This is a genomic window from Streptomyces sp. WMMB 322, from assembly GCF_900090145.1.
Classification (GTDB): Bacteria; Actinomycetota; Actinomycetes; order Streptomycetales; family Streptomycetaceae; genus Streptomyces.
On sequence record NZ_FMHI01000001.1, the window covers coordinates 295276 to 321244 of the forward strand.

A 25969-nucleotide genomic window follows, 5' to 3' on the forward strand; every position below is an offset into this window, starting at 1 on the left:
ACGGCCTCCCGGACCGGAGGCGTCGGCAGGCTCCCGTACGCGAGACTGTGACCATGTCTGTGCTTTGGCGCCGCGTCGCAGCGGCAGTGGGGGTCGGGGGAGCAGCAGGACTGCTCGCGCTGGGGCCGGCGGCGGGGGCTTCCGCGATAGCGCCCGTGGCGCCCGGTGCGAGGGCCGGGGGCGAGGAGGGCCGGGGAGCCTTCCGCATCAAGGACCCCCGCATCACGGAGTCGAGCGGGCTGGCGGCGAGCCGTACGCACAAGGGCGTCTACTGGACGCACAACGACTCCGACGACGGGCCCTACGTCTACGCGGTGGACTCCGCCACCGGCAGGACCGTCGCCACCGTCACCCTCAAGGGCGTCGACCCCCGTGACGTGGAGGCGATTTCGATCGGGCCCGGCGGTGAGGTCCACGTCGGAGACATCGGCGACAACCTGGGCGGCGGGTGGAGCGAGGTGTGGATCTACCGCTTCCGCGAGCCGGCGGAACTGCGCGATGTGACGGTGACGCCGACCCGCTACACGGTCCGCTACGCCGACGGTCCCCGCGACGCCGAGTCGCTGATGGTCCACCCGAAGACCGGACGCGTCTACATCGCCGACAAGAGCCAGAACAAGAAGGGCGGCATCTACGCCGGGCCGGAACAGCTGTCGGCGTCGGGGGTGAACGTTTTCCGCCGCGTCGCCCGTACCGAGGTCTGGGCGACGGACGGCGCCTTCTCGCCGGACGGGACGCGGCTGGTGCTGCGCGGTTACTTCGGGGGCGAGATGTTCCGCTGGCGGAACGGGAAGCCCGAGGCGCTGGACACCCCCGTCAGCGTGCCCATGGCCGGGCAGGGCGAGTCGGTGACCTTCACCGCCGACGGGCGCACGCTGATGTGCGGTTCGGAGGGCAGGGGCAGCAGCGTGGACCCGCTGGAGCTGGAGGGGGAGCTGCTCCCGGAGAGCGTCGCGGCCGGTGAGCGGGGGCGGGACGGCGGTGCGGAGGGCGGCGCCGCAAGCGGCGGCGACGATGTGAAGGTCGACGAGAAGAAGGTCGTAGTGGGCGGGGCGGCGGTCGCGGTCGCCGTGGTGCTGTGGACGCTGCTGCGGCGCCTGTTCCGGCGGCGCGGCTGACTTCGCGTCACCCGGCGCCGGGAAGCGGGCCGGAGCCGCGCCCGCATCGGGCTCGCCGGGGACCTGCCGACGGCGGCGGGCTCAGCTCTCCCTGCTCTCGATGAGTTTCTGGAAGCCGTCCAGCAGGGAGCGGAGCCCGTACCGCATCACGTCTTCGCCGCTCATCGAGAAGGCGTCGTCGGGGAGTGCGGCGATGTGCGGGTACTCGCCGGTCTCCATGGCCCGTTCCAGATAGGGCACTTGGGCCGTCCAGAACTCCTCGTCCGAGAGACCGGTATGTGCCGCGGCCTCCTGCTGGAGGACGTGGGTGCGCGCCGCGCCCACGATGTATGCGTCGAGCGCGACGAGCAGGCCGATCTTCTCCTGGCCCGTCAGCGGCACGTCCTGCAGCGCCGACAGCGCGAACTCGAGACCGGCCATGGACTTCGGTCCGAGGACGGGGCGCACCTGACTGACCTGGAGCAGCCAGGGATTGCCCGTGTACAGGGCCCATGAGCCCTGGGCGACGAACTCCATGGAGGTGCGCCAGTCCTTGCCGCGGTGGGCCTGCAGGTCCTCGCCGGGACCGTTGACGTGGTCGAGCATCAGGTCGAGCAGCTCGCCCTTGCCGGGCACGTAGCGGTACAGGGTCATGGTGCCCACGCCCAGCTGTGTGGCCACCCTGCGCATGGAGAGCGCCGGCAGGCCCTCGCGGTTCGCGAGTTCGACGGCGGTGACGACGATCCGTTCAAGGGTCAGGCCGGGTTTCGGACCGCGGGTGGGCTGCCCCTTGCCGTGCCAGAGCAGTTCGAGGGTGCGGCCGAGGTCGCCGGAGCCGCTGTACTCCGTGGTCATCGGCGGCTGCCTGCCGGGGCCGCCGGCGTCTCCGGACGGGTGGGGGTCCTCGCCGGCACGGTCGTCGGGTTCGTCACGCGGTTCGTCATCGTGACCGCCATCCTAAGTGGCTTGCGCAATTCTGCGTGCGCTGTACGCTGTTCTTTATGAGTACACCGTACCCAGTTTCTGTGTCCGGCGGCGGGTCCCGCTCGGCCACGCGGGGGGAGCATTGATGAGAACCTCTTCACCCACCGGCCCGGCCGCGGAGTTCTCCGTCGTCGCCGAAGGGCTGCGCAAGACCTACGGCGACAAGCACGCGCTGGACGGTCTGCATCTGGAGGTGCCGCGCGGCACCGTCTTCGGCCTCCTCGGCCCCAACGGCGCCGGCAAGACGACGGCCGTGCGCATCCTCGCCACGCTGACCAGGCCCGACGGCGGCACCGCTCGCGTCGCCGGCCACGACGTGAGGAGCGAACCCCGCGCGGTGCGCCGCCGCATCGGTCTCACCGGGCAGCACCCGGCCGTCGACGAGATCATGACCGCCCGCCAGAACCTCGAGATGTTCGGGCGGCTCTTCCATCTCTCACGCGCGCAGGCCGGACACCGGGCGGACCGGCTGCTGGAGCAGTTCGGGCTGAGCGACGCCGCCGGACAGCAGCCGAAGGACTTCAGCGGTGGCATGCGCCGCCGCCTCGACCTCGCCGCCGGGATGATCCTCGCGCCCGAGGTGCTCTTCCTGGACGAGCCGACGACCGGGCTGGATCCGCGCGGGCGCAGCGAAGTGTGGCGTGCCGTGCGGGAGTTGGCCGACACCGGCACCACCGTGCTGCTGACCACGCACTATCTGGACGAGGCCGACAGGCTCGCCGACCGCATCGCGGTCATCGACCGGGGCCGCAACATCACCGACTCCGTGGCCTCCTTCGGGGGCCGCACGCCCACGCCGGCGGCCCTGAAGCGGGCGATCGGCGGCGACCGGATCGAGGTGACGGCCCGCGAGGCCGCCGACGTGCCCGGCATCGTCAAGGCCGTGGCGAGGGTCGCGGCGGACGGCAGCGAGCCGGAGGCCGAGGAGGGGACCGGACGTGTCCATGCGTCCGTCCCCTCCGGCGAGGGAGTGGCCGCACTGACGGACGTGGCGCGCAGCCTTCAGGAGGCGGGCATCACGGTCGAGGACATCGGCCTGCGCCGGCCCACGCTGGACGAGGTCTTCCTGACGCTGACCCGGGAGAAGCAGGAGGCCGCGGCATGAGCAGCATCACGACCCCGGCGCCGGAGCCGGCGACGAGCGCCACGGCGGCCGCGACGCCCGCACGGGAGAGACGCCTGCGCTGGGCGCTCACCGACTGCTGGACCGTCGTACGCCGGGACCTGACCCATCTGGTCAAGCAACCCTCGCTCATCGCCTGGCAGTTGGGCTTCCCGATCGTCTCCGTCCTGCTCTTCGTCTTCGTCTTCGGCAGCGCCATGGACGTCGGCGAGGGCGTGGACTACAAGGACTACGCGATGCCCGGCATGTTCGCGATGACGATGGCCTTCGGTTTCATGAACACCGCGATGAGCGTCGTCGTCGACAAGGAACGCGGCGTCACCGACCGCTTCCGTTCGATGCCGATGGCGCCCTCCGCGGTCGTCACGGGACGCGGCGTCTCCGACGTCCTCCATGCGGCGCTCGACCTGGCGGTGATGGCGGCGATCGCCCTGGTCGTGGGCTGGCGCTCGGACGGAGGGCTGCTCGCGACGCTGTACGCGTTCGCGCTCCTGCTCCTGCTGCGCTTCTCACTCATCTGGGTCGGAGTCTGGCTCGGCCTGATCACTCCGAACCAGGAGACGGCGGGCAACCTCTTCGCCGTGGCGTTCCCGTTCGGGATGGTCTCCAGCGTCTTCACCCCGCCCTCGTTCATGCCGGACTGGCTGGGAGCCGTCGCCATGTGGAACCCCGTCTCCTCCACCTCGAACGCCGTACGCGAGCTGTACGGCAACCCGCTGCCCACGTCAGGCAGCTGGATCGAGCAGCACTCCGCGCTGATGGCCGTGGTGTGGCCCGTGCTCATCACGGCGGTCTTCCTGCCGCTCGCGGTACGGAAGTTCCAGCGGCTCCAGACCTGACGGAGGCGGCAGACGTGAAGCGGGCCCGGAAGCCGTCCGTGTGGCTTCCGGGCCCGCCTTCCGACTGGCTTGTGCCGGCTACAGGTTCTCGATCACGTAGTCCACGCAGCGGGTGAGCGCCTCGACGTCGGAGGGCTCGATCGCGGGGAACATCGCGACACGCAGCTGGTTGCGGCCCAGCTTCCGGTAGGGCTCGGTGTCGACCACGCCGTTGGCGCGCAGCACCTTCGCGACGGCGGCGGCGTCGACGTCGTCGTCGAAGTCGATCGTGCCGATGACCTGCGAACGCTGCGCCGGGTCGGAGACGAACGGCGAGGCGGACTTGGCGTCCTCGGCCCACCCGTAGAGCGTCCGCGACGACTGGGCGGTGCGGCGCACGGCCCAGTCCAGTCCGCCCTGGCCGTTGAGCCACTCCAGCTGGTCGCCCAGCAGGAAGAGGGTGGCGACGGAGGGGGTGTTGTACGTCTGGTTCTTGCGCGAGTTGTCGATCGCGGTCTTCAGGTCGAGGAACGCGGGGATGTGCCGGCCGGACGCGGCGATGCGCTCGGCCCGTTCGACGGCCGCCGGGGAGAAGACGGCGATCCACAGGCCGCCGTCGGAGGCGAAGGACTTCTGCGGGGCGAAGTAGTAGACGTCGCTCTCACGCACGTCGACGGGGAGCCCGCCCGCGCCGGAAGTGGCGTCGACGAGCACCAGGGAGCCCTCGTCGGCGCCGGGGACGCGCGCGATGGGCATCGCCACGCCCGTCGAGGTCTCGTTGTGGGTGAGGGCGTAGACGTCGGTCCCGGCCTCGGCGCGTGGGAGCGGGTGGGTGCCGGGTTCCGACTCGATCACCGTGGGCTCCCCGAGCCACGGGGCCTGCTTGGAGGCCTTGGCGAACTTGCTGGAGAACTCACCGAAGGAGAGGTGCTGCGACCTGGACTCGATCAGGCCGTGCGTCGCGATGTCCCAGAAGGCGGTCGTGCCGCCGTTGCCGAGGACCACTTCGTAGTCCTCCGGCAGCCGGAACAGCTCCTTGACGCCTTCACGCACCCTGCCGACCAGGTTCTTCACCGGGGCCTGGCGGTGTGAGGTGCCGAGAAGCGAGGTGCCGGTGGCAGCCAGCGCGCTCAGCGCCTCCGTGCGTACCTTGGACGGGCCCGAGCCGAACCGGCCGTCGGCGGGCTTGATGTCTGCGGGAATCTGGAGATCAGCCACAGAGGCAGGGTAGTGCGTCCCTTCACACGGCACGGCATGAGGTCCACCCGGTGAGACGGGCGCAGCCCGGGAGGGGTGGGGCGCGTGTCCCTCCACGGGAGGCATGTGCCCCCGTGGAGGGCGGTGACGGAGCTGTCTTCTCAACTCACGCCACCTCATCGCGCACAGCGCTGCGGGATGTACTGGTGCGGGTCTCCGTTCATGCCGTGTTCAATCGTCTGCGGGGCGATCTCTGCGTACGGGCCGGGGCACCGGCGCTTGCGGCCCGGTCCGGAGATCCGCTCACCGCCGGCCCGGAGCGATCACGAAGCGGCCGTCGGCGGGGTGGCTCTCGTTGGCCGGGGCGGGGACGCCGCGCAGCTCCTGCCGGACCAGCCGGTCCAGCCGTGCGGCGCTCAGGCGGTAGAAGCGGCGCTGTGTGCGGCGGCCGAACAGCGCGAAGCCGAGGCTGATCACGGGGTTGCGGACGGGTGCCCGCCGCGAGTAGCCCGTGATGACGAAGGACACCTCACCGGTGTGCAGGTGTTTGACGACCTGGTAGTGCAGCTCGCCCTGTTCGAGGTGTCCCTGGAGGGTGCGATAGCTCCATCCCCACACCCTGCGCGCCCGCTTTCCCGTGCCGAGGGTCTCGTCGGTGACGGAGCCGACGCGCACCCCCATGTCGAAGCGCAGCCCGCAGAAGCGCGCCTCGAGCAGCATGTCGCGGCCCGGCAGGGGGGCGTCGGCGCGGAAGAGGGAGCGCAGGATGCGGGGCTCCGCGAAGCGGTAGTCCCGGACCAGCCGGCAGGCGGTCTCCCACGTGCCGCCGGGCGTGGGGGCGCCGGGGGGCTCCGCGGGAAGCGACCGTGCGAGCGAGTCGATGAACCAGCCGGTGCCGGGGGCGGGGCTCCGGCCGGCGGTGGGCGCACGGCGGTAGTTGACGTCCAGGCCCTCGAGGGCCCGCAGTGACGCGAGGGCACGGTCGCCGTGCAGGCGTCGCTCACGGATCATCCGGGCCCGGCCTTCGGGGTCAGTCGAACTCCCTCAGGGACTGGCTCATCAGCCACAGAGTCGGCGCCCACATGGACACGAACAGCGCTCGCCGTTCCGCGTTGCCGCGCTCGTCCTGGTCGACGCTCGCGGCCCGCGACCACAGCGCGATGCACAGCCCGATCGAGCCCAGGGACGCGGCTTCCAGGTGCCAGCTGCGCATGCCCAGCATCCGCAGCAGCCGTGCGGTCTGCATATCGGCCTCCCGTCCTGTCGTCCCGGCAGATGACGTCAGATGTGGACGAACCACTCATATGTTGTCATGAAGCACATGACCGCACCGGACCGGGGCTCCCGCCCGCGCGTGACTCTCAGACGGCGGGCGGGCGTCCTGCTGCGGCTGCCCGCGGGGCTCCTGCTCGTCTCCTGGCAGTACTTCTGGCGCATCACGGCCCTGCACCGCAGCGAAACCCCCGGCGACGCCGGTGACCTGCCGGCGCCGCTGCCGCCGGAGGTCGTGGACGAGCGCACCAAGCCGATCTCCGAGGGGGTCGGCCCGATGTTCCACCGCCGCTTCAGGGTGCGCATCGTGGACGCGAGGATGAGCGCGCGGGCACTGATCGCCACCGTCGCCGCAGACCTGAACAGGGCCGCTCCGTGGACCGTCGCGGTCTTCGTCAAGACCCGCGGCCGGGAGGGGGAGCTGCGCGTCGGCGACGAGTACCGCGTTCAGATGCCCGGCCCCTGGGACGGGCCCGTACGCGTGATCGGCCGGGACTCCACCTCGTTCACGCTGGGCACCCTGCAAGGGCATCTGGAGGCGGGACAGATCCGGTTCGGCGTCCGGGACGTCGACGGGGCGCTGGAGTTCGAGGCCGAGGCGTGGGCGCGTGCGGGTGACCGGCTGGCGGACCTGCTCTACAGCCGGCTGAGGGTCGCCAAGGAGATCCAGTTCAACATGTGGGTGCACTTCTGTCTCAACGCGGCGGCCTTCTCCGGCGGGCGCCCCTCCGGTGGCGTCGTCATCGAGACCCGCGGAATCCCCGGGGAGCTGTGCCGCGACACCGGCGGGCGCTGACCGCCCGCCGGGGCGCGCCGGAACCCGCCGCCGGACCGGCCGCGGAACCCGCCGCCGGACCGGCCGCGGAACCCGCCGCCGGACCCGCCGCGGAACCCGCAGCCGACTCCGCCCGAGGTAATCGCCGGGGAGGGTGCCGTCCGGGCGCCGTCACCGTGCACGCTTGAGCCATGGCACAGGCACATGCACACACGCCGGCGGCGGCGGACGGACGGGCACAGCAGACGGAGCGGATGCGCGACGTCGAGGCGGCACTGCGCGAAGCGGTACGGGGCGGCGAGGTCGAGTTCGACACGAGTACGCGCTCGCTGTTCACGATGGACGCCTCGAACTACAGGCGCGTACCGCTGGGCGTCGTCGCGCCCCGGGACCGCGACGACGTGGAGGCGGTGCTGGCCGTCTGCCGTGAGCGGGGCGTGCCCGTGCTGGCGCGCGGCGCCGGCACGTCCATCGCGGGGCAGGCCACCGGAACCGGAGTGGTGCTCGACTTCACGCGGCACATGGACCGCATCGAGTCCGTCGACCCCGGGACGCGGACCGCGCTCGTACAGCCCGGGGTGATCCTGGACCGGCTGCGCGACGCCGCGGCACCGCACGGCCTGACCTTCGGCCCCGATCCGTCGACGCACAGCCGCTGCACCCTCGGCGGGATGATCGGCAACAACTCGTGCGGCTCGCACTCGGTCGCCTGGGGCACGACGGCCGACAACGTGCGGGAGCTGGAGGTCACCGGCTACGGCGGGCAGCGCATGCGTCTCGCCCGCGGCGGCGAAGGCGTCCCGGACAGGCTGCGTGAGGACGTACGAGCCCTGGTCGGCGGGGAGTTGTCGCTGCTGCGCACGGGTTTCCCCGAGCTGCCGCGGCGGATCTCCGGCTACGCGCTGGACGAGCTCCTGCCGGAGAAGGGCGAGGACTGGGCGCGGGTGTTCACCGGCAGCGAGGGCACGCTCGGCGTGCTGACCCGGGCGAGGGTCGCCCTTGTGCCGACGCCCGGGGCGCGGGTGCTGGCGGTGCTCGGCTACGCCGACGAGAGCGCGGCCGCGGAGGCGGCCGCGGGCCTGCTCCCGCACGGTCCGCTCACGGTCGAGGGCATGGCGAACGACCTGGTCTCCCCGGCGGCGAGGGCCGGACTCCCGCGCGGCGGCGCATGGTTGTTCGTCGAGGTCGGCGGGGACGACGAGGCGCACGCGCGCGCACGGGCCGGAGAGCTGTGCCGGGCCGCCGCCGCGGACGGCACGACCGACCACCGGCTCGTGGTGCCCGCCGCGGAGCAGCGGGCGCTGTGGCGCATCCGCGAGGACGCCTCCGGCACGGCGACGCGCCTGCCGGACAGTTCCTCCGCAGCGGCAGGGGCGGCGGTGACCAGGGAGGCGTGGCCGGGCTGGGAGGACTGCGCGGTGCCGCCGGCCCGGCTCGGGGCGTATCTGCGGGACTTCCGGGCGCTGCTGCGCGAACACAACCTGCACGGGCTGCCGTACGGGCACTTCGGCGACGGCTGCATCCATGTGCGCATCGACTTCGACCTGATGAGCGACGAGGGAATCCGGCGCTTCCGCGACTTCTCGTCGGACCTGGCGGACACCGTCGTCGCGCACGGCGGCTCCCTCTCCGGAGAGCACGGCGACGGGCAGGCCCGCGCCGAACTGCTGCCGAGGATGTACGGGGAGGAGATGGTCGGCCTCTTCGGGCGGTTCAAGGACCTGTGGGACCCGGTCGGCGGGCTCAACCCGGGCATGCTGGTGCGGCCCGCGCGCATCGACGAGAACCTGCGTTTCGCGCCGCTGCCGCGCAACCCCGTGCCGGTGGAGTTCGGCTATCCCCACGACGCGGGTGACTTCTCGGCGGCCGTACGGCGGTGCGTCGGGGTCGCGAAGTGCCGCAACACGGACGCCGGTTCGGGCGTGATGTGCCCGTCGTTCCGCGCGACCGGCGAGGAGCAGCACTCCACGCGCGGGCGTGCCCGGCTGCTGCACGAGATGCTGGCGGGCGAAGTGGTCACGGACGGCTGGCAGTCGGAGGAGGTGCGCGAGGCCCTCGACCTGTGCCTGTCGTGCAAGGGCTGCCGCAGCGACTGCCCCGTCGGCGTCGACATGGCCACGTACAAGGCCGAGTTCATGCACCACCACTACGAGGGCCGGCGCCGCCCGATGGCCCACTACTCGATGGGCAGGCTGCCGCAGTGGCTGCGGCTCGCCGCGGCGAGCCGTCTCGTGCCGCTGCTCAACGCGGCAGCGCGCGTACGGCCGTTGGCGGCTGTGGCGAAGCGGCTCGGCGGCATCGCGCCGGAACGAGACATCCCCGCACTGCCGCGTGAGCCCTTCACTAGGTGGTGGCGCAGGCGGGCACGCGGCGGCGGGAGCAGTGCGGTGCAGGGAGCGGGTGCGCCGCCCGCGACCGGGACGCAGACGGTGCTGTGGCCCGACACTTTCACCAACTACCTCTCACCGGAGGCCGGTTCGGCCGCGGTACGGGTGCTGGAGGACGCCGGGCTGCGGGTGAGCGTGCCGGACAAGCAGGTCTGCTGCGGGCTCACGTACGTCTCGACCGGCCAGCTCGACCAGGCCCGTGCCGTCATGCGCCGCACGCTGGACCGCATCGAACCGGCACTGGACGCCGGGCTGCCGGTCACCGTGCTGGAGCCGCCGTGCGCCGCAGCGCTGCGCACCGACGTCCCCGAACTGCTGGGCGACGACCCGCGTGCGCACCGGCTGGCCCGCTCCGTGCGCACCTTCGCGCAGACCCTGGAGGAGTTCGCGCCGGAGTGGGAGCCGCCGCGCCTCGACCGGCCCGTCGCCGGGCAGACCCACTGCCACCAGCACGCCGTCATCGGCGACGCGGAGGACCGGCGGCTGCGTGAACGTGCCGGGCTGACGGGTGAGTTGAGCAAGGGCTGCTGCGGCCTGGCGGGCAACTTCGGCTTCGAGAAGGGGCATTACGAGGTGTCCGCCGCGTGTGCTGAGGACCAGTTGCTGCCCGCCGTGCGCAGGGCCGGGCCGGACGCGGAGCTGCTGGCCGACGGCTATTCGTGCCGCACGCAGCTGGAGCAGCTGGGCGGACACGGCAGCCGTCATCTGGCCGAGGTGCTTGCCGAGGGGCTGGACGCGGCGCGGAACGGGGAGGGCTCGCCGCCGTCCGAAAAGTAATGCAAGCACGCTTGCTTGTTTTTCGCCGCGCTGTCACGCTCAGGGGGTGCCGCACGAGGTGCGGCGGCGGACGGCCGGCGGAAAGGGGCGGGGCGCGCGATGGACGACGCCGGGAGCGTGACGGGAGCCGTCCTCGCGGACCTGCGGGACGAAGGGCGGGCGCTGGACGGGCTGGTGGCAGGGCTCGAAGCGAAGGCATGGGCCCTGCCGACGCCCGCGCCCCGCTGGACGGTCGCGCACCAGATCGCCCATCTCGCCTGGACCGACGAGCAGTCGCTGCTGGCAGCCACTGACGAAGCGGCCTTCCGTGACGCGGTGCAGGCCGCGCTCGCCGCACCGGAGACCTTCGTCGACGAGGGCGCGGAAGCCGGTGCCGCGCAGTCGCCGGAGGAGCTGCTGAAGCGGTGGCGGGCCGGGCGTGACGAACTGCTGCGTGTGCTGGGCGAGTTGCCCCAGGGCAGCCGCATCCCCTGGTACGGGCCGCCCATGAGCGTCGCGAGCATGGCGACCGCACGGATCATGGAGACGTGGGCGCACGGCGAGGACGTCGCGCAGGCCCTCGGGGTGTCGCGGGAGCCGACGCCCCGGCTGCGTCACGTCGTCCGGATCGGTGTGCGTACACGGGACTTCGCCTACGCCGTCCGCGGTCTCCAACCGCCGTCCGAACCCTTCCGCGTCGAACTGGAGGCCCCGGACGGCGAGTTGTGGGCGCACGGGCCCGAGGACGCCGCACAGCGCGTGACCGGCGGTGCCGAGGGGTTCTGCCGTCTCGTGACGCAGCGCACGCACCTGGACGACGCCGGCGTACGGGCCGAAGGACCCGACGCGCAGCGGTGGCTGGAGATCGCACAGGCCTTCGCCGGGCCGCCCGGAGAGGGCCGCGCACCCCGGGGGGAGCGGCGGTGAGCGGGGCGGCGGACGTGCTGCGCGTCGGCAACTGCTCCGGCTTCTACGGCGACCGCTTCCGCGCCATGGAGGAGATGCTCACCGGCGGCGCACTCGACGTGCTGACCGGGGACTACCTCGCCGAGCTGACCATGCTCATCCTCGGCCGCGACCGGCTGAAGGACCCCGCACGGGGCTACGCGAAGACCTTTCTGCGGCAGCTGGAGACGGGGCTCGGCCTCGCGAAGGACCGCGGAGTGCGGATCGTCGCGAACGCCGGCGGACTCAACCCCGCCGGACTGGCCGACGCCGTACGGGAGTTGAGCGAGCGCACCGGTGTGCCGGCGGCGGTCGCGCACGTCGAGGGCGACGACGTGATGCACCGCGCCCCAGAGGGCGGCTGGGGCGAGGGCGTCCTGACGGCCAACGCCTACCTGGGCGGCGGCGGCATCGCGGAGTGTCTGCGCGCCGGAGCCGACGTCGTCGTGACCGGCCGGGTGACCGACGCCGCGCTCGTCAGCGGGGCGGCCGCCGCGCACTTCGGCTGGGCGGCCGACGACTGGGACGCTCTCGCAGGAGCCGTGGTCGCCGGGCACGTGCTGGAGTGCGGCACCCAGGCGACCGGCGGCAACTACGCCTTCTTCGCGCGGGAGAACATCGACGTGACGCGCCCCGGCTTCCCCGTCGCGGAGGTCGCGCGGGACGGGAGCGCCGTCATCACCAAGCACCCCGGCACCGGCGGCGCGGTCACGCCCGGCACCGTCACGGCGCAGCTGCTGTACGAGACGGCGGGCGCCCGCTACGCCGGGCCGGACGTGACCGCGCGGCTGGACTCGGTGCGGCTGGCACAGCAGGGCACGGACCGGGTGCGGGTCGAGGGCGTGCGGGGCGAGGCGCCGCCGCCGCAACTCAAGGTCGGCTTGACCAGGCTCGGCGGCTGGCGCAACGAGACGACGTTCGTGCTGACCGGCCTCGACATCGAGGCCAAGGCCGCGCTCGTGCGGCGGCAGATGGAGGCCGAACTGGACGCGGGCGGACGCCGCCCGGCGGAGGTGACCTGGAGCCTCGCCCGTACCGACACCCCGGACGCGCCGGTGCAGGAAGAGGCGAGCGCCATGCTGCGGATGGTTGTCCGCGACCCCTCGGAGGAGGCCGTGGGCAGGGCGGTGAGCGGGGCCGCGGTCGAACTGGCGCTCGGGAGCTTCCCCGGCTTCCACGTGACGGCGCCGCCCGGGAAGGGCTCCCCGTACGGCGTTTTCGAGGCGGCGTGGGAGGACGCGGAGCGGGTGCCGCACGTCGCCGTGCTGCCCGACGGGCGGCGCACGGAAATCCGGGCACCGCACAAGACACAGGCTCTCGCGCCCGTCGAGGAGCCCCGGCTGCCCGAACCGCTCCCCGGTTCGTACGGGCCCTCGCGCAACGTCCCCCTGGGCACGGTCGCGGGAGCCCGCAGCGGCGACAAGGGCGGCAGCGCGAACGTGGGCGTGTGGGTGCGCGGGGACCTCGGGGAGGACGCGTGGCGCTGGCTGGCGCACTCTCTGACCGTGGACGAACTGCGGCGGCTGCTGCCCGAGGTGCGCGGTCTGCCGGTCACCCGGCACGTGCTGCCGAATCTGCGTGCGCTCAACTTCGTCGTCGACGGGCTGCTCGGTGAAGGCGTCGCCTCGCAGGCACGCTTCGACCCGCAGGCCAAGGCCCTCGGCGAATGGCTGCGTTCACGGCATACGGACATACCGGAAGGACTTCTCCCGTGAGTGTGCTGAACTCGGCGCTGGACGTGTCGGGCACCGAATACGCCGGTCACCGGCGGCAGATGCTGGAGCGGATCGCCGAACTCGACGCGGAGCTTGCCAAGTCGGTCGCCGGCGGCGGTGAGAAGTACACCGAGCGCCACCGAGGACGGGGCAAGCTGCTCGCCCGTGAACGCATCGAGCTGCTGCTCGACCCCGACACGCCGTTCCTGGAGCTCTCGCCCCTGGCCGGCTGGGGGAGCGACTACACGGTGGGCGCCTCGCTGGTGACCGGCATCGGCGTCGTCGAGGGCGTGGAGTGCCTGATCACGGCGAACGACCCGACCGTGCGCGGCGGTGCCAGCAACCCGTGGACGCTGAAGAAGGCGCTGCGCGCGAACGAGATCGCTTACGCGAACCGGCTTCCCTGCATCAGCCTCGTCGAGTCGGGCGGCGCGGACCTGCCCAGCCAGAAGGAGATCTTCATCCCGGGCGGTGCGCTCTTCCGCGACCTGACCCGGCTCTCCGAGGCGGGAATCCCCACCGTGGCCGTCGTGTTCGGCAACTCGACCGCCGGAGGCGCATACGTCCCGGGCATGTCCGACCACGTGATCATGGTCAAGGAACGCTCGAAGGTGTTCCTCGGCGGCCCGCCGCTGGTGAAGATGGCCACGGGCGAGGAAGCCGGCGACGAGGAGCTCGGCGGCGCCGACATGCACACCCGCGTCTCCGGCCTCGGTGACTACTTCGCGGTGGACGAGCCGGACGCGTTGCGTCAGGCCCGGCGCGTCGTCGCCCGCCTCAACTGGCGTAAGGCGCATGGGACTTCGGCGGACATTGCAGCACCTCCGAAGTACGACGAGGACGAACTGCTCGGCGTGGTCCCCGGCGACCTGAAGACGCCCTTCGATCCGCGCGAGGTCGTCGCGCGGATCGTGGACGGTTCCGAGTTCGACGAGTTCAAGCCCCGCTACGGCACGAGCCTCGTGACGGGCTGGGCGCGGCTGCACGGCTATCCGCTCGGCATCCTCGCCAACGCGCGAGGCGTGCTGTTCAGCGAGGAGTCGCAGAAGGCCACGCAGTTCATCCAGCTCGCCAACCAGCGCGACATCCCGCTGCTGTTCCTGCACAACACGACCGGCTACATGGTCGGCAAGGAGTACGAGCAGGGCGGCATCATCAAGCACGGCGCGATGATGATCAACGCCGTCTCCAACTCCAAGGTGCCGCATCTGTCGGTGCTGATGGGCGCCAGCTACGGCGCCGGCCACTACGGCATGTGCGGGCGGGCCTACGACCCCCGGTTCCTGTTCGCCTGGCCGAGCGCCAAGTCGGCGGTCATGGGCCCGCAGCAGCTCGCGGGCGTGATGTCGATCGTCATGCGGGAATCGGCGGCGGCGAAGGGAAAGCCGTTCGACGAGGAGGCCGACGCCGGGCTGCGGGCGATGGTCGAGCAGCAGATCGAGGCGGAGTCGCTGCCGATGTTCCTCTCCGGGCGGCTCTACGACGACGGCGTGATCGACCCGCGGGACACCCGCACGGTTCTCGGGCTGTGCCTCTCCGCGATCCACACGGCGCCGGTCGAGGGTGCGCGCGGCGGCTTCGGCGTCTTCCGGATGTGACGCCGTGACGACTGCGACGGCGACGGGGACGGCAAGCGGAACGGCGACTGCGACGGCCCCTGCGACGGCCACTGTGACGGGGACCGGGACTGTGACGGGGACCGGGACTGTGACGGCGAGGCTGCGAGGGGCGGAGTGGAGCGGAAAATGATCACATCGGTGCTGGTCGCGAACCGTGGCGAGATCGCGCGGCGCGTCTTCCGCACGTGCGCGGACATGGGCATCGCCACGGTCGCCGTCCACTCGGACGCCGACGCACACGCACCACACGTGCGGGAGGCGGACGCCGCGGTGAGGCTTCCGGGCGACACCCCGGCGGAGACCTATCTGCGCGGTGACCTGATCGTCCGGGCGGCGCTGGCCGCCGGTGCCGACGCGGTGCACCCCGGCTACGGTTTCCTCTCCGAGAACGCCTCGTTCGCGCGTGCCGTGCTCGACGCGGGCCTCGTGTGGATCGGGCCGCCGCCGGAGGCGATCGAGGCGATGGCGTCCAAGACCCGCGCGAAGAAGCTGATGGGTGAGGCGGGCGTGCCGCTGCTGGAGCCCGTACCGGCCGAGGAGGCCACCGAACGCCACCTCCCGCTGCTGGTGAAGGCCGCGGCGGGCGGCGGCGGACGCGGCATGCGCATCGTGCGCGAACTCGCCGCGCTGGAAGGGGAGATCGACGCCGCGGCGGCGGAGGCCGCAGCCGCGTTCGGGGACGGCGAGGTCTTCGTCGAGCCGTACGTCGAGGACGGGCGGCACGTGGAGGTGCAGATCCTGGCCGACGGGCACGGGACGGTGTGGGTGCTGGGCACCCGCGACTGCTCGCTCCAGCGCCGGCACCAGAAGGTCATCGAGGAGGCCCCCGCACCGGGGCTCAGCGGTGAACTGCGCAATGTGCTGCACCGGTCGGCCGCGGACGCGGCACGCGCCGTCGACTACCGCGGCGCCGGCACGGTGGAGTTCCTCGTCACGGGCGGCAGCACGGGCGCGGGCGAAGGCGAAGGCGGCAGCAACGGCGTGGGCGAGGGTGCCCGCGCCCACTTCCTGGAGATGAACACCAGGCTCCAGGTCGAGCACCCGGTCACCGAGTGCGTGCACGGAGTGGATCTCGTCGCGCTGCAGATCCGCGTGGCCGAGGGTGAGCCGCTGGACCCGGACGGTCCGCCCTCCCCACGCGGCCACGCCGTCGAGGCCCGCCTCTACGCGGAGGACCCGGCGCGCGACTGGCAGCCCCAGACGGGCACGTTGCACCGCCTGGACGTACCGGCTGCCCACGGGGGCAGCGGCGTACGGCTGGACAGCGGTGTACGGCTGGACAGCGGCGTCGCGGACGGCGACGTGATCGGCGTGCACTACGACCCCATGCTGGCCAAAGTCATCGCATGGGCGCCGACGCGCCGCGAGGCCGTGCGGAAGCTGGCCGCCGCGCTGGAACGTGCGCGCGTGCACGGGCCGGTGACGAACCGCGAACTGCTCGTACGGTCCCTGCGCCACCGGGACTTCGCCCCGGCCCACCTCGGCACGGGCTTCTACGACCGGAACCTGGAAGCGCTCAACTCGCCCCAGGACAAGGACGATCGGGAAACCTCGCGCCGGCTGGCCGCCGTCGCCGCCGCGCTGGCCGACGCGGAGCGCGCGAAGGCGGCCGGCGCCACCGTCTCCGCGCGGCTCGGCGGCTGGCGCAACGTGCCCGCACATCCCCAGTCGAAGACGTTCCGCGCGGAGCCCTCGCAGGACGAGATCGAGGTCCGCTACCGCCTCACACGGGACGGACCGGTCCTGGAGTACGAGGGTGCCGCGGGGCCGGTGGTGCGGGTGCTGGAGTCCGCCCCGGACCGGGTCCGGCTCGAAGTCGACGGTGTGCGCCGGGACTTCGAGGTCGCGCGCTACGGGGACGACGGCGCGCACGTGTACGTCGACGCCGCGCCGCCCCAGGGCTCCCACGCCTTCACCGCGCTGCCCCGGCTGCGCGAACCCGGCACGGCGAACGAGCCCGGTTCCCTGCTGGCGCCCATGCCGGGCGCAGTCGCCCGGGTCGTGCCCGGACTCGCCGTCGGTGCCGCCGTCAAGGCGGGCGAGCCGCTGCTGTGGCTGGAGGCGATGAAGATGGAGCACAAGGTCGTCGCCCCCGCGTCCGGCACCCTCACCGCTCTGCACGCCGAACCCGGCCGCCAGGTGGAGGTCGGCGAACTGCTCGCCGTCGTCACCGAGGACGCGGACGAAGCGGCCAGGACGCGCGAGACGCAGCCGGAGGACGCCGGGCCGGCGCGGCCCTCACCCCGGGAGCCCGCACAGTCAGGCCGGCCCGCACAGCCCGATCAGCCCGCACAGCCTCAACAGTCCGCATCCGTCCCGCCCGCCGCGAAGGAGCCGTCATGACCAATGCGCTGCTGGAGACCGAGGAACAGCGTGACCTGCGAGCGGCCGTCGCGGCCCTCGGCAAGCGTTTCGGACGCGAGTACTTCACCGGTGTCGTGGCCGAGGGCAAGCACACCGACGAGCTGTGGGCCGAGGCCGCGTCGCTCGGCTACCTCGGCGTCAACCTCCCCGAGGAGTACGGCGGCGGAGGCTGCGGCATGGCCGAACTGGCCATCGTCCTGGAGGAGTTGGGCGCGGCAGGGTGCCCGCTGCTGATGATGGTGGTCTCGCCCGCGATCTGCGGCACGGTCATCGCGCGCTTCGGCACCGAGGAGCAGAAGCGCGAGTGGCTGCCGGGCCTGGCCGACGGCAGCCGCAAGATGGCCTTCGGCATCACCGAACCCGACGCCGGTTCGAACTCCCACCGCATCACCACCACGGCGCGACGTGACGGGAACGGGGACTGGCTGCTCACCGGGCGCAAGGTCTTCATCTCCGGCGTCGACATCGCCGACGCGACGCTCATAGTCGGCCGCACCGAGGACGCCCGCACCGGCAAGCTCAAGCCCTGCCTGTTCATCGTCCCGCGTGACGCGCCCGGCTTCACGCGGAGCCCGATCGAGATGGAACTGGCCGCACCGGAGAAGCAGTTCGAGCTCGTGCTGGACGATGTGCGGCTGCCCGCGGACGCGCTCGTCGGCGGTGGCGCCGGTGAGGACGCAGGGCTCCTCCAGCTCTTCGCGGGTCTCAACCCCGAGCGCATCATGACGGCCGCGTTCGCCATCGGCATGGGCCGTCACGCCGTCGACCGGGCGCTGGACTACGCCCGTACGCGCCAGGTGTGGAAGGAGCCCATCGGCAGCCACCAGGCCATCGCGCACCCGCTGGCGCAGGCCCACATCGAGCTGGAACTGGCCCGGCTGATGATGACCAAGGCGGCCGTCCTCTACGACGCCGGGGACGACATGGGCGCGGGCGAGGCCGCCAACATGGCCAAGTACGCGGCCGGGGAGGCCTGTGTGAGGGCCGTCGACCAGGCCGTGCACACCCTCGGCGGCAACGGGCTCACCCGCGAGTACGGCATCGCCTCAATGATCACGGCGGCGCGGGTCGCCCGCATCGCCCCGGTCAGCCGCGAGATGGTGCTCAACTTCGTCTCGCACCAGACGCTCGGCCTGCCCAAGTCGTACTGACCGCGTTGTAGTGAGCGAGCCGTACTGAGTGAGCCGTACTGAGCAGATGCGAGGAGTGCTCCCGAGGTCTTCTGAGAAGGGACATGAGGCAGGAGACTGTGGGGCATCTCCGGTCATTTCGCGGGCGCCGCACCGTACGGCACGGGCGGCGCCGCACCGTCGGAGACCACGCCGCCCCGGGAGGACAGCATGATTTTCCGCAGCGAGTACCCCGACGTCCCCGTCGTCGACGAGCCCATCCACGACGCCGTGCTGAGCCGCTCCGCCACCGAGCACGGCAGCCGCACCGCGCTGGTCGACGGCCTCGACGGCAGCACGCTCACCTACGCACAGCTCGACGCGTTCACCCGCCGCATCGCCGCGGCACTGGCGGAGGCAGGGCTGCGCAAGGGCGACGTACTCGCCCTGCACTCACCCAACACACTCGCCTTCCCCGCCGTCTTCTACGGCGCGACCCGTGCGGGCGCCGCGGTCAGCACCGTCCATCCGCTGGCCACGGCGAAGGAGCTGGCCCGGCAGCTCCGCGACTCCGGCTCGCGCTGGATCGTGACCGTCTCGCCGCTGCTGGAGACGGCACGGGAGGCGGCGGAACTCGCAGGCGGAGTGGAGGAGATATTCGTCTGCGACCGCGCGGAGGGGCACCGCAGCGTGCTCGACATGCTCGAGTGCACGGCGCCGGAGCCGCATCCGTCCATCGACCCGGGGCAGGACCTGGCCGCGCTGCCCTACTCGTCGGGCACCACGTCCATGCCGAAGGGCGTGATGCTCACCCACCGCAACATCGCCACCAACCTCGCCCAGCTCAACCCGCTGATGCCGGCGGGCCCCGACGACCGGCTGCTCGCGGTCCTGCCCTTCTTCCACATCTACGGACTGACCGCGCTTCTCAACGCCCCGCTCAGACACGGCGCCTGCGTCGTGGTGCTGCCGCGCTTCGAACTCGGCCAGTTCCTCGCGGCGATCGAGCAGCACCGGGTCAACGTCCTCTACGTCGCCCCGCCGATCGTGCTCGCCCTGGCCAAGCACCCCGACGTGGACAAGTACGACCTGTCCTCGCTGGAGTTCGTGCTCAGCGCGGCCGCACCGCTGGACGCCGAACTCGCCGCCGCCTGCGGGAAACGCCTCGACGTGCCGGTGGTCAAGCAGGCGTACGGGATGACCGAGCTGTCGCCGGGCACGCACGTGGTGCCAAGGAACGTCTCCGCCCCGGCGGGAGCGGTCGGCAAGCTGCTGCCGTCGACCGAGATGCGCGTGGTGTCGCTGGACGATCCCGGCCGGGACGCCGCCACCGGCGAGGAGGGCGAGCTGCTCTTCCGGGGACCGCAGGTGATGAAGGGCTACCTGGGGCGCACCGGCGAGACGGACGCGATGATCGACTCGGACGGATGGCTGCGCACCGGCGACATCGGACGCGTCGACGACGACGGATGGCTGTACATCGTCGACCGCGTCAAGGAGCTCATCAAGTACAAGGGCTACCAGGTCGCCCCCGCCGAACTGGAGGCCGTGCTCCTCACCCACCCGGCGATCGCGGACGCCGCGGTGATCGGCGTGAGCGACGAGGAGGGCAACGAGGTGCCGAAGGCCTTCGTCGTCCGGCAGCAGAACGAGGCGGGCGCCCGGCTGACGGAGGAGGACGTGCTGGCCCACGTGGCGGAACGCGTCGCCCCGTACAAGAAGGTGCGGCGGCTGGAGTTCACGGCGGGCGTGCCGCGGGCGCTCAGCGGCAAGATCCTCCGGCGTGAACTGCGCGCGGCGGAGGCAGCGGAGGCGTAGGCAGACATCGACACCCCCCGACCGGAGCTCCGGCCACGGGGGACGAGCGGACGGGTCCGCGAGCACGGGCGGACGGGCCCGCGAGCACGGGCGGACGAGAGCGGAAGGACGAGCCAGAAGTGACCGGAAGCGCCGAAGAGGCAAAGCCCGAAGGGCAGTTGGTGCGCACCGCGCACGAGCGGGGCATCACCACCCTCACGCTCGACTCTCCGCACAACCGCAACGCGCTCTCCAAGGGCCTCGTCTCCCAGCTGTACGCGGGCCTGGAGCGGGCCGCGGGCGATCCGCGGGTGCGAGCGGTGCTGCTGACCCACACCGGCGGCACGTTCTGCGCGGGCGCCGATCTGCGGGAGGGCAGCGGCAGTCCGGGCGATCTCGCGGCGCTGCTGCGCACCGTCGTGGAGCTGCCCAAGCCCGTGGTCGCACGGGTCGACGGGCACGTGCGGGCCGGCGGCACGGGTCTGCTGGGCGCGTGCGACATCTCGGTGGCCGGGCCCTCCTCGACCTTCGCCTTCACCGAGGCGCGCATCGGCGTGGCGCCGGCGGTGATCTCGATGCCGCTGCTGCCCCGCCTCGACGCCCGTGCCGCCGCCCGCTACTACCTGACCGGCGAGAGGTTCGGCGCGGCGGAGGCGGCCCGCATCGGCCTGGTGACGCTGGCGGCGGGCGACGGGGGAGAGGGGAGTGGCACGGAAGGGAACGGCGCGGACGGCACGGATGCCGCAACCGCTGTGGACGACGCGCTGCAACCCTTGCTCGACGGCCTCCGGAAGGGCTCACCGCAGGGCCTCGCGGAGTCGAAGCGGCTGGTCACGGCGGAGGTGCTGCGCGCCTTCGACCGGGACACCGATAGCCTCGCGGAACTGTCCGCGCGGCTGTTCGCCTCCGACGAGGCCCGCGAGGGCATGACCGCTTTCCTCGAACGACGGGAGCCCGCATGGGTGGAGCAGTGAACACCCGCGGTGCCGCACCGAAGCAGGACCGCAGCCGGGCGACGCGGCAGCGGCTGCTGGAGTCGGCCGTCACCTGCCTCGCCGAGCACGGCTGGACGGGCAGCACCGTCACGGTCGTCGCCGAGCACGCCGGCGTCTCGCGGGGAGCGGCCCAGCACCATTTCCCCACCCGCGAGGACCTGTTCACCGCGGCCGTGGAGTACGTCGCCGAGGAGCGCTCCAAGGCGCTGCGCCCGCCCGTGAACGGCGAAGGACGGCCGGCCGGTACCCGGTCGGCCGTGGAGATGCTGGTCGCCCTCTACACCGGCCCGCTCTTCCGCGCCGCGCTGCAACTGTGGGTCGCGGCGTCGAACGAGCCCCAACTGGGCCCCCGCGTCACCGCGTTGGAGGCGCGGATCGGCCGGGAGACGCACCGCATGGCGGTCGAGCTGCTCGGCGCCGACGAGTCGGTGCCGGGTGTGCGCGAGACGGTGCAGGGTCTGCTCGACATGGCGCGTGGCCTGGGACTCGCCAACCTGCTGACGGACGACAGCGCGCGCCGCGAACGGGTCGTCGCGCAGTGGGAGTCGATCGTCCGGGACGCGCTCGCGCGGTAGCGGTGCGCATCCCGCGTCGGGCGGACCCGCATGCGTGCGGAGGGCTGGAGGAAAAGTCCGCGGGACGGGACGGGACGGGACAGGACGGGACAGGACGGGACGGGGCAGGGTTGGCGAGGGCCGCGCGGGCACGTGGGCAAGTGCGCGCGGGCACGTGGGCAAGTGAACGCCGTCGACGGGCCGTTCACCACGAAGTACTCAGGTCTTCTGTGTCCGGGCGGCGGCGGTGGCGACGGCAGTGCCGAGGGCGAGGAGGGCGATGCCGATGTAGACCTCGTACCCGTCGACGTACAGGTACCTCATGAAGCCCATCAGCGGAATCCAGACGCCCCAGCCCGCGTGCACGAGGCCTTGCAGTCCGCCGACGAGCAGGGTGAATCCGATGAAGCCGAGAATGCCTTTCATGCCTGCACGCTACGAAGCCGCAGGATGTGCGGGCATCGGGCTTCGGTATACGAGGCGGACGGTCTCGTCATACGAAAGTATCGAACCTGTGGATCCGGGACGTCGATCAGCGCCCGGGTGGCCTTAGATTCGGCGTCATGCGCACTCGCCGCGACTGGTACGCCGACATCGCCCTCTTCCTCTTCGCCGTGGTCTTCTCCCTCGTCACGGCCGACTCCGTGTACCTGGACGAGGGCGTCTCGCGTGGAGAGCGCATCGCCGACCAAGTAGCGGGTGGTGTCGGCTGTGCATCCGTGTTCCTGCGGCGCCGGTGGCCGGTTCAGCTCGCCGTGGTCCTCATCCTGGCCGGTACGTACTTCCATTACCTGACGGGAGCGACCCTGGCCGCCCTGTTCACGGTGGCGGTGCACCGGGAGCGGCGGGTGACGGCCTGGCCCGCGGGGATCGTGCTCGTCCAGTTCGTCGTTTTTCTCGTGCGAAGTCCGCAGGAGGGGGACGCCGCGACCGGGTCCGCCCTGGCCTACTTCGCGCTGGTGGCCGGCGCCGTCGGCTGGGGTCTGTACGTCCGGTCGCGGCGGGCCCTGGTGGCCTCGCTGGAGGAACGGGCGAGGCGGGCCGCGGAGGAGGCGCGGCGACAGGCACGGGAAGAGATCGCCCGCGAGATGCACGACGTGCTGGCGCACCGGCTGTCGCTGCTGAGCGTCCACGCGGGCGCGCTGGAATTCCGTCCGGACTCACCGGCCGAGGAGATCCGGCGTGCGTCCGGGGTGATCCGGGAGAGCGCGCACCAGGCGCTGCAGGAACTGCGGGAGGTGATCGGGGTGTTGCGGGCCCCCGCGGCGGACGGGCCGGCGGAGGGGGAGCCGGAGCAGCCGCAGCCGACGCTCGCGGACGTGGCACGGCTGGTGGAGGAGTCCCGGGAGGCCGGTATGCGAGTGAGCTACTACGAGGACACCGAGGGCATACAGGCGGGTGCGGCCGGTGCGGGTCGCACCGTGTACCGGGTGGTGCAGGAGGGGGTGACCAATGCGCGAAAGCACGCTCCGGGCTGCGAGGTCTCCGTCACTGTGCACGGCCGTCCCGGGCGTGGAGTGACGGTGGAAGTGGCGAACATGTTGCCGGACAGCATCCCCGAGCCCCGCCGGGGGCCCGCCGTGCCCGGTGCCGGCCAGGGGCTGATCGGGCTCGGTGAGCGGGTGGCGCTCGCAGGCGGCCGGCTGGAACACGGGACGGAGGCGGGCAGGTTCGTGTTGCGCGTTCGGCTGCCCGGCGACGAGAGAGCCCGGGCAGCCGGTCAGGAAGTGGCGTGTCGGCCGTGATCCGAGTGCTCCTGGTCGACGACGATCCGCTGGTGCGCTCCGGGCTCCGGCTGATGCTCGGCGGTGCGCCGGACGTCGAGGTGGTGGCCGAGGGGGCCGACGGGGCCGAAGTGCCCGGCCTGGTAAGTGAGTACGAACCCGAGGTCGTGCTGATGGACATCCGGATGCCCGGCACGGACGGCCTGGTCGCCACGGAGGCGCTGCGCGACCGCCCGCAGGCCCCCGAGGTGCTGGTGCTGACCACGTTCCACACCGACGGACTCGTGCTGCGTGCCCTGCGTGCGGGGGCGGCGGGCTACCTGCTGAAGGACACGCCGCCCCAGGAGATCGTGGCGGCGGTGCGCAGGGTCGCGGCAGGTGACCCGGTTCTCTCCCCCGCCGTCATCCGGCAGTTGGTCACCCGCGTGACGAGGGAGGGCCGGCACGGCGGGGACGGGCGTGCGGGCCGGGCGGCCCGGGCCCGGGCAAGACTGGAGCTGCTGGGCGAACGGGAGCGCGCCGTCGCCGTCGCCGTCGGACAGGGCCTGTCCAATGCGCAGATCGCGGCCGAGCTGCATCTGTCCGTGCCGACGGTCAAGACACATGTCTCCCGCGTCCTGACCAAGTTGAAGCTCAACAACCGGGTCCAGATCGCGCTGGTGGTCCACGACGCGGACGAGTCGATGGCCGGGTAGCGCCCGGTCAGTTCATTCGACCGTCCGCGACGCCTTGGCGCGGCAACGCCCCTCCGTCCAGCCCTTCCGTCCAGCCCCTCCGTCCACGGAATCGTGCTCCCACCACCCGACTCCCCGACTCCCTGACCCCCCGGCTCCCCTTCACGCTCTTCTGGTTGGCATTCACCGATGTGGATGTGAGCCGCAAGGGTGTTGTGCGTTGCGGTACTTGGTGCCGTGACAGCTGAGTGTCTGTGCGCGGTATTGACGGTCCACGAGGCCACTTCTAGGGTGACGCTCGATTCATGGACCTGGCGAACGTTCAAGTTGATGAACTGGTCACGAGTTGGCCGGAGCCGAGGGGCGACCGCACGCTGAATGCCGAGGAGTCGTGATGTCCGCACTGGACTGGATCGTGGTCGGCGCCTACTTCTTCGTCATGCTGGCGATCGGCGTGTGGTCCAAGACCCGCGTCGAGAACGTGGCGGACTTCTTCACCGCCCGCGGCCGCGTCCCCTGGTGGCTCTCCGGCATCTCCCACCACATGTCGGGCTACAGCGCGATCATGTTCGTCACCTTCGCCGCCGTCGCCTACGACCACGGCGTCACCGTCTACTTCTGGTGGGCGCTGACCATCGGCACGGGCATCGGCATCGGCGCTTTCCTCTTCGCGCCCCGCTGGAACCGGCTGCGCGCCAAGCACGGCGTCAACTCGCCGCTGGCGTACCTCGCCGTCCGCTACAACCTGCCCACGCAGCAGGTGCTCGCATACAGCGGTGCGGCGCTGAAGGTCGTGGACATCGCGGCCAAGTGGGTGGCCATCGCCGTGCTGTTGCAGGGCTTCGCCGACATCCCGCTGGTCTGGGGCATCGGACTGACCGGCGTCTGCACCATGTTCTACGTGACCTTCGGAGGACTGTGGGCCGATGTCCTCACCGACTTCGGGCAGTTCGTCATCCAGGCCGTGGCCGGATTCGCGATGCTCTTCGCCGTTCTGGCGCACCTCGGCGGCGTCTCGTCGCTGTGGACGATGTGGGGAGAGCTCCCGGAGGGCCACGGCGATCCCGTCGCGGGCGACGTCACCACGGGACTGCTGCTGGCGTTCCTGCTGGTGAAGACCTTCGAGTACAACGGCGGCATGTGGAACCTGGCGCAGCGGTACATGTCCGCGCCCAGCGGCTCCCGGGCCCGCAGCTCTGCGCTGCTGTCCAGTGCGCTGTGGCTGGTCTGGCCATTCGTCCTCTTCGTGCCGATGATCGCGGCGCCCCTCGTCGTGCCCGGCCTGGACAACGCCGAGGAGTCCTACATCCGGCTCGCGCAGGAACTGCTGCCGTCGGGCTTCATCGGGCTGCTGCTCGCCGGGTTCTTCTCGCACACCATGGCCATGGTCGCCTCCGACTCCAACGTCATCACGGCCGTCATCACCCGTGACCTCGCGCCGGTCCTCGTACCGCGGATCAGGCGCCTGACCCAGCGCGGCCAGCTGTTCTTCGCCCGCGTGACGACCGTGGCGTTCGTGACGGCCAGCATGGCCCTGGCGCTCCTCAGCGACCCGGACGGCTTCATCATGACCGTCGTGGTGAGCATCGTGGCGGCGACCATGGGGCCGATCTCGATCCCGCTGATGCTCGGGCTGCTGCCGTGGTTCAGGCGGACCGGTCCGCCGGCCGCGATCGCCTCGTGGGCGGGCGGGCTCGCGGTGTGGTCGTACCTCTACTGGGGTGCCGGCGACGCCTCGGAGGCCGTCACCGTCGGCTTCCCGGTCCTCACCTCTCTGGTGCTGTACGTGGGCATCGGCCTGCTGCGCCCGGAGAAGAACGACGAACGGGACGCTCTCGTCGACTCGCTCGGCAGCGACCCGACCGACGAGGAACGGATCGCGCTGGAACGCGAGTTCCTCGCCGACCCCGACAAGGGCGGTGAACCGGATGAATCGGGTGAACGGGGCGAGCCGGAGCGCACGGCGGCGTCGCAGTAGCGTCACCGTCCGCAGGGCCCCGCTCGCACTCCGGAGCTGACCGGCCTGCCGGGTCTCGCGGTTCCAACGCCCTGCGTATGCGGTAC

Annotated in this window: 21 protein-coding genes; 16 read left to right on the forward strand and 5 right to left on the reverse strand. The window is 72.0% G+C overall.

Features of this window, described 5'->3' with window-relative positions:
• Positions 1–53: 53 nt before the first annotated feature.
• Complete coding sequence (locus H180DRAFT_RS01340; RefSeq protein ID WP_254665816.1) at positions 54–1118, forward strand: hypothetical protein; 1065 nt, start codon at positions 54–56, stop codon at positions 1116–1118.
• Between the two features lie 81 nt (positions 1119–1199).
• Here H180DRAFT_RS01340 and H180DRAFT_RS01345 read toward each other — a convergent pair whose 3' ends face one another.
• The gene (locus H180DRAFT_RS01345; protein WP_055484090.1) at positions 1200–1952 is read right to left on the reverse strand and encodes a TetR/AcrR family transcriptional regulator; all 753 of its coding nucleotides are present in this window, start codon (positions 1950–1952) and stop codon (positions 1200–1202) included.
• A gap of 214 nt (positions 1953–2166) precedes the next feature.
• On the opposite strand from H180DRAFT_RS01345, the gene H180DRAFT_RS01350 reads away from it, so the two are divergent.
• Together H180DRAFT_RS01350 and H180DRAFT_RS01355 are read left to right on the forward strand one after the other, a co-directional pair.
• Complete coding sequence (locus H180DRAFT_RS01350; RefSeq protein WP_055484091.1) at positions 2167–3186, forward strand: ATP-binding cassette domain-containing protein; 1020 nt, start codon at positions 2167–2169, stop codon at positions 3184–3186.
• Positions 3183–4043, forward strand: a complete 861-nt coding sequence (locus H180DRAFT_RS01355; protein ID WP_055484092.1) for an ABC transporter permease — start codon at positions 3183–3185, stop codon at positions 4041–4043. Before H180DRAFT_RS01350 ends, H180DRAFT_RS01355 begins: the two co-directional genes overlap by 4 nt.
• Positions 4044–4121: 78 nt before the next feature.
• Here H180DRAFT_RS01355 and serC read toward each other — a convergent pair whose 3' ends face one another.
• From serC to H180DRAFT_RS01370, 3 genes are all read right to left on the reverse strand, one after another.
• Complete coding sequence (gene serC / locus H180DRAFT_RS01360; RefSeq protein ID WP_055484093.1) at positions 4122–5240, reverse strand: phosphoserine transaminase; 1119 nt, start codon at positions 5238–5240, stop codon at positions 4122–4124.
• Positions 5241–5522: 282 nt separating this feature from the next.
• On the reverse strand, positions 5523–6230 hold the full coding sequence (locus tag H180DRAFT_RS01365) for a DUF1990 family protein (protein ID WP_055484094.1): 708 nt from the start codon (positions 6228–6230) through the stop codon (positions 5523–5525).
• A 19-nt stretch (positions 6231–6249) separates the two neighbouring features.
• Positions 6250–6465, reverse strand: coding sequence for a hypothetical protein (locus H180DRAFT_RS01370; RefSeq protein ID WP_055484095.1), 216 nt, complete (start codon positions 6463–6465; stop codon positions 6250–6252).
• A 75-nt stretch (positions 6466–6540) separates the two neighbouring features.
• On the opposite strand from H180DRAFT_RS01370, the gene H180DRAFT_RS01375 reads away from it, so the two are divergent.
• From H180DRAFT_RS01375 to H180DRAFT_RS01445, 10 genes are all read left to right on the forward strand, one after another.
• On the forward strand, positions 6541–7287 hold the full coding sequence (locus tag H180DRAFT_RS01375; RefSeq protein ID WP_055484450.1) for a DUF1990 family protein: 747 nt from the start codon (positions 6541–6543) through the stop codon (positions 7285–7287).
• A 233-nt stretch (positions 7288–7520) separates the two neighbouring features.
• Positions 7521–10430 carry an FAD-binding and (Fe-S)-binding domain-containing protein gene (locus H180DRAFT_RS01385; protein WP_055484451.1) on the forward strand — a complete coding sequence of 970 codons (2910 nt, stop codon included), beginning with the start codon at positions 7521–7523 and terminating at the stop codon, positions 10428–10430.
• Between the two features lie 99 nt (positions 10431–10529).
• The gene (locus H180DRAFT_RS01390) at positions 10530–11336 is read left to right on the forward strand and encodes a TIGR03084 family metal-binding protein (RefSeq protein ID WP_055484096.1); all 807 of its coding nucleotides are present in this window, start codon (positions 10530–10532) and stop codon (positions 11334–11336) included.
• Positions 11333–13069, forward strand: coding sequence for an acyclic terpene utilization AtuA family protein (locus H180DRAFT_RS01395; RefSeq protein ID WP_055484097.1), 1737 nt, complete (start codon positions 11333–11335; stop codon positions 13067–13069). The genes H180DRAFT_RS01390 and H180DRAFT_RS01395 overlap by 4 nt, the downstream gene beginning before the upstream one ends.
• The gene (locus tag H180DRAFT_RS01400; RefSeq protein WP_055484098.1) at positions 13066–14667 is read left to right on the forward strand and encodes an acyl-CoA carboxylase subunit beta; all 1602 of its coding nucleotides are present in this window, start codon (positions 13066–13068) and stop codon (positions 14665–14667) included. The genes H180DRAFT_RS01395 and H180DRAFT_RS01400 overlap by 4 nt, the downstream gene beginning before the upstream one ends.
• Before the next feature lie 147 nt (positions 14668–14814).
• Positions 14815–17031 (forward strand): ATP-binding protein, encoded by a 2217-nt coding sequence (locus tag H180DRAFT_RS28395; RefSeq protein WP_079099754.1) that lies wholly within the window; start codon positions 14815–14817, stop codon positions 17029–17031.
• Positions 17028–18203, forward strand: coding sequence for an acyl-CoA dehydrogenase family protein (locus H180DRAFT_RS01430; protein WP_055484099.1), 1176 nt, complete (start codon positions 17028–17030; stop codon positions 18201–18203). Before H180DRAFT_RS28395 ends, H180DRAFT_RS01430 begins: the two co-directional genes overlap by 4 nt.
• A 189-nt stretch (positions 18204–18392) precedes the next feature.
• Positions 18393–19979 carry a 4-coumarate--CoA ligase family protein gene (locus H180DRAFT_RS01435; RefSeq protein ID WP_055484100.1) on the forward strand — a complete coding sequence of 529 codons (1587 nt, stop codon included), beginning with the start codon at positions 18393–18395 and terminating at the stop codon, positions 19977–19979.
• Positions 19980–20098: 119 nt separating this feature from the next.
• Positions 20099–20932: an enoyl-CoA hydratase family protein gene (locus H180DRAFT_RS01440; RefSeq protein WP_175437701.1), complete on the forward strand. Its 834-nt coding sequence runs from the start codon at positions 20099–20101 to the stop codon at positions 20930–20932.
• Entirely contained in the window at positions 20917–21528 is a 612-nt protein-coding gene (locus H180DRAFT_RS01445) for a TetR/AcrR family transcriptional regulator (RefSeq protein ID WP_055484101.1), read from the forward strand. Before H180DRAFT_RS01440 ends, H180DRAFT_RS01445 begins: the two co-directional genes overlap by 16 nt.
• Positions 21529–21726: 198 nt before the next feature.
• Here H180DRAFT_RS01445 and H180DRAFT_RS01450 read toward each other — a convergent pair whose 3' ends face one another.
• The gene (locus H180DRAFT_RS01450) at positions 21727–21933 is read right to left on the reverse strand and encodes a hypothetical protein (RefSeq protein WP_055484102.1); all 207 of its coding nucleotides are present in this window, start codon (positions 21931–21933) and stop codon (positions 21727–21729) included.
• Positions 21934–22070: 137 nt separating this feature from the next.
• Here H180DRAFT_RS01450 and H180DRAFT_RS30715 point away from each other — a divergent pair, with 137 nt between their 5' ends.
• The 3 genes from H180DRAFT_RS30715 (at position 22071) to H180DRAFT_RS01465 (ending at position 25883) form a co-directional block, all read left to right on the forward strand.
• Entirely contained in the window at positions 22071–23252 is a 1182-nt protein-coding gene (locus H180DRAFT_RS30715) for a sensor histidine kinase (RefSeq protein WP_074466543.1), read from the forward strand.
• On the forward strand, positions 23249–23926 hold the full coding sequence (locus H180DRAFT_RS01460) for a response regulator (protein WP_055484454.1): 678 nt from the start codon (positions 23249–23251) through the stop codon (positions 23924–23926). Before H180DRAFT_RS30715 ends, H180DRAFT_RS01460 begins: the two co-directional genes overlap by 4 nt.
• Positions 23927–24299: 373 nt before the next feature.
• Positions 24300–25883: a sodium:solute symporter family protein gene (locus tag H180DRAFT_RS01465; RefSeq protein WP_079099755.1), complete on the forward strand. Its 1584-nt coding sequence runs from the start codon at positions 24300–24302 to the stop codon at positions 25881–25883.
• Positions 25884–25969 lie beyond the last annotated feature (86 nt).

Bases quoted from the DNA above. Each gene is read 5' to 3' on its own strand.
- H180DRAFT_RS01340 (WP_254665816.1), top strand. From the start codon at position 54: ATGTCTGTGCTTTGGCGCCGCGTCGCAGCGGCAGTGGGGGTCGGGGGA.
- H180DRAFT_RS01345 (WP_055484090.1), bottom strand. From the start codon at position 1,952: ATGACCACGGAGTACAGCGGCTCCGGCGACCTCGGCCGCACCCTCGAA.
- H180DRAFT_RS01350 (WP_055484091.1), top strand. From the start codon at position 2,167: ATGAGAACCTCTTCACCCACCGGCCCGGCCGCGGAGTTCTCCGTCGTC.
- H180DRAFT_RS01355 (WP_055484092.1), top strand. From the start codon at position 3,183: ATGAGCAGCATCACGACCCCGGCGCCGGAGCCGGCGACGAGCGCCACG.
- H180DRAFT_RS01365 (WP_055484094.1), bottom strand. From the start codon at position 6,230: ATGATCCGTGAGCGACGCCTGCACGGCGACCGTGCCCTCGCGTCACTG.
- H180DRAFT_RS01370 (WP_055484095.1), bottom strand. From the start codon at position 6,465: ATGCAGACCGCACGGCTGCTGCGGATGCTGGGCATGCGCAGCTGGCAC.
- H180DRAFT_RS01375 (WP_055484450.1), top strand. From the start codon at position 6,541: ATGACCGCACCGGACCGGGGCTCCCGCCCGCGCGTGACTCTCAGACGG.
- H180DRAFT_RS01385 (WP_055484451.1), top strand. From the start codon at position 7,521: ATGCGCGACGTCGAGGCGGCACTGCGCGAAGCGGTACGGGGCGGCGAG.
- H180DRAFT_RS01390 (WP_055484096.1), top strand. From the start codon at position 10,530: ATGGACGACGCCGGGAGCGTGACGGGAGCCGTCCTCGCGGACCTGCGG.
- H180DRAFT_RS28395 (WP_079099754.1), top strand. From the start codon at position 14,815: ATGATCACATCGGTGCTGGTCGCGAACCGTGGCGAGATCGCGCGGCGC.
- H180DRAFT_RS01430 (WP_055484099.1), top strand. From the start codon at position 17,028: ATGACCAATGCGCTGCTGGAGACCGAGGAACAGCGTGACCTGCGAGCG.
- H180DRAFT_RS01435 (WP_055484100.1), top strand. From the start codon at position 18,393: ATGATTTTCCGCAGCGAGTACCCCGACGTCCCCGTCGTCGACGAGCCC.
- H180DRAFT_RS01445 (WP_055484101.1), top strand. From the start codon at position 20,917: ATGGGTGGAGCAGTGAACACCCGCGGTGCCGCACCGAAGCAGGACCGC.
- H180DRAFT_RS01450 (WP_055484102.1), bottom strand. From the start codon at position 21,933: ATGAAAGGCATTCTCGGCTTCATCGGATTCACCCTGCTCGTCGGCGGA.
- H180DRAFT_RS30715 (WP_074466543.1), top strand. From the start codon at position 22,071: ATGCGCACTCGCCGCGACTGGTACGCCGACATCGCCCTCTTCCTCTTC.
- H180DRAFT_RS01465 (WP_079099755.1), top strand. From the start codon at position 24,300: ATGTCCGCACTGGACTGGATCGTGGTCGGCGCCTACTTCTTCGTCATG.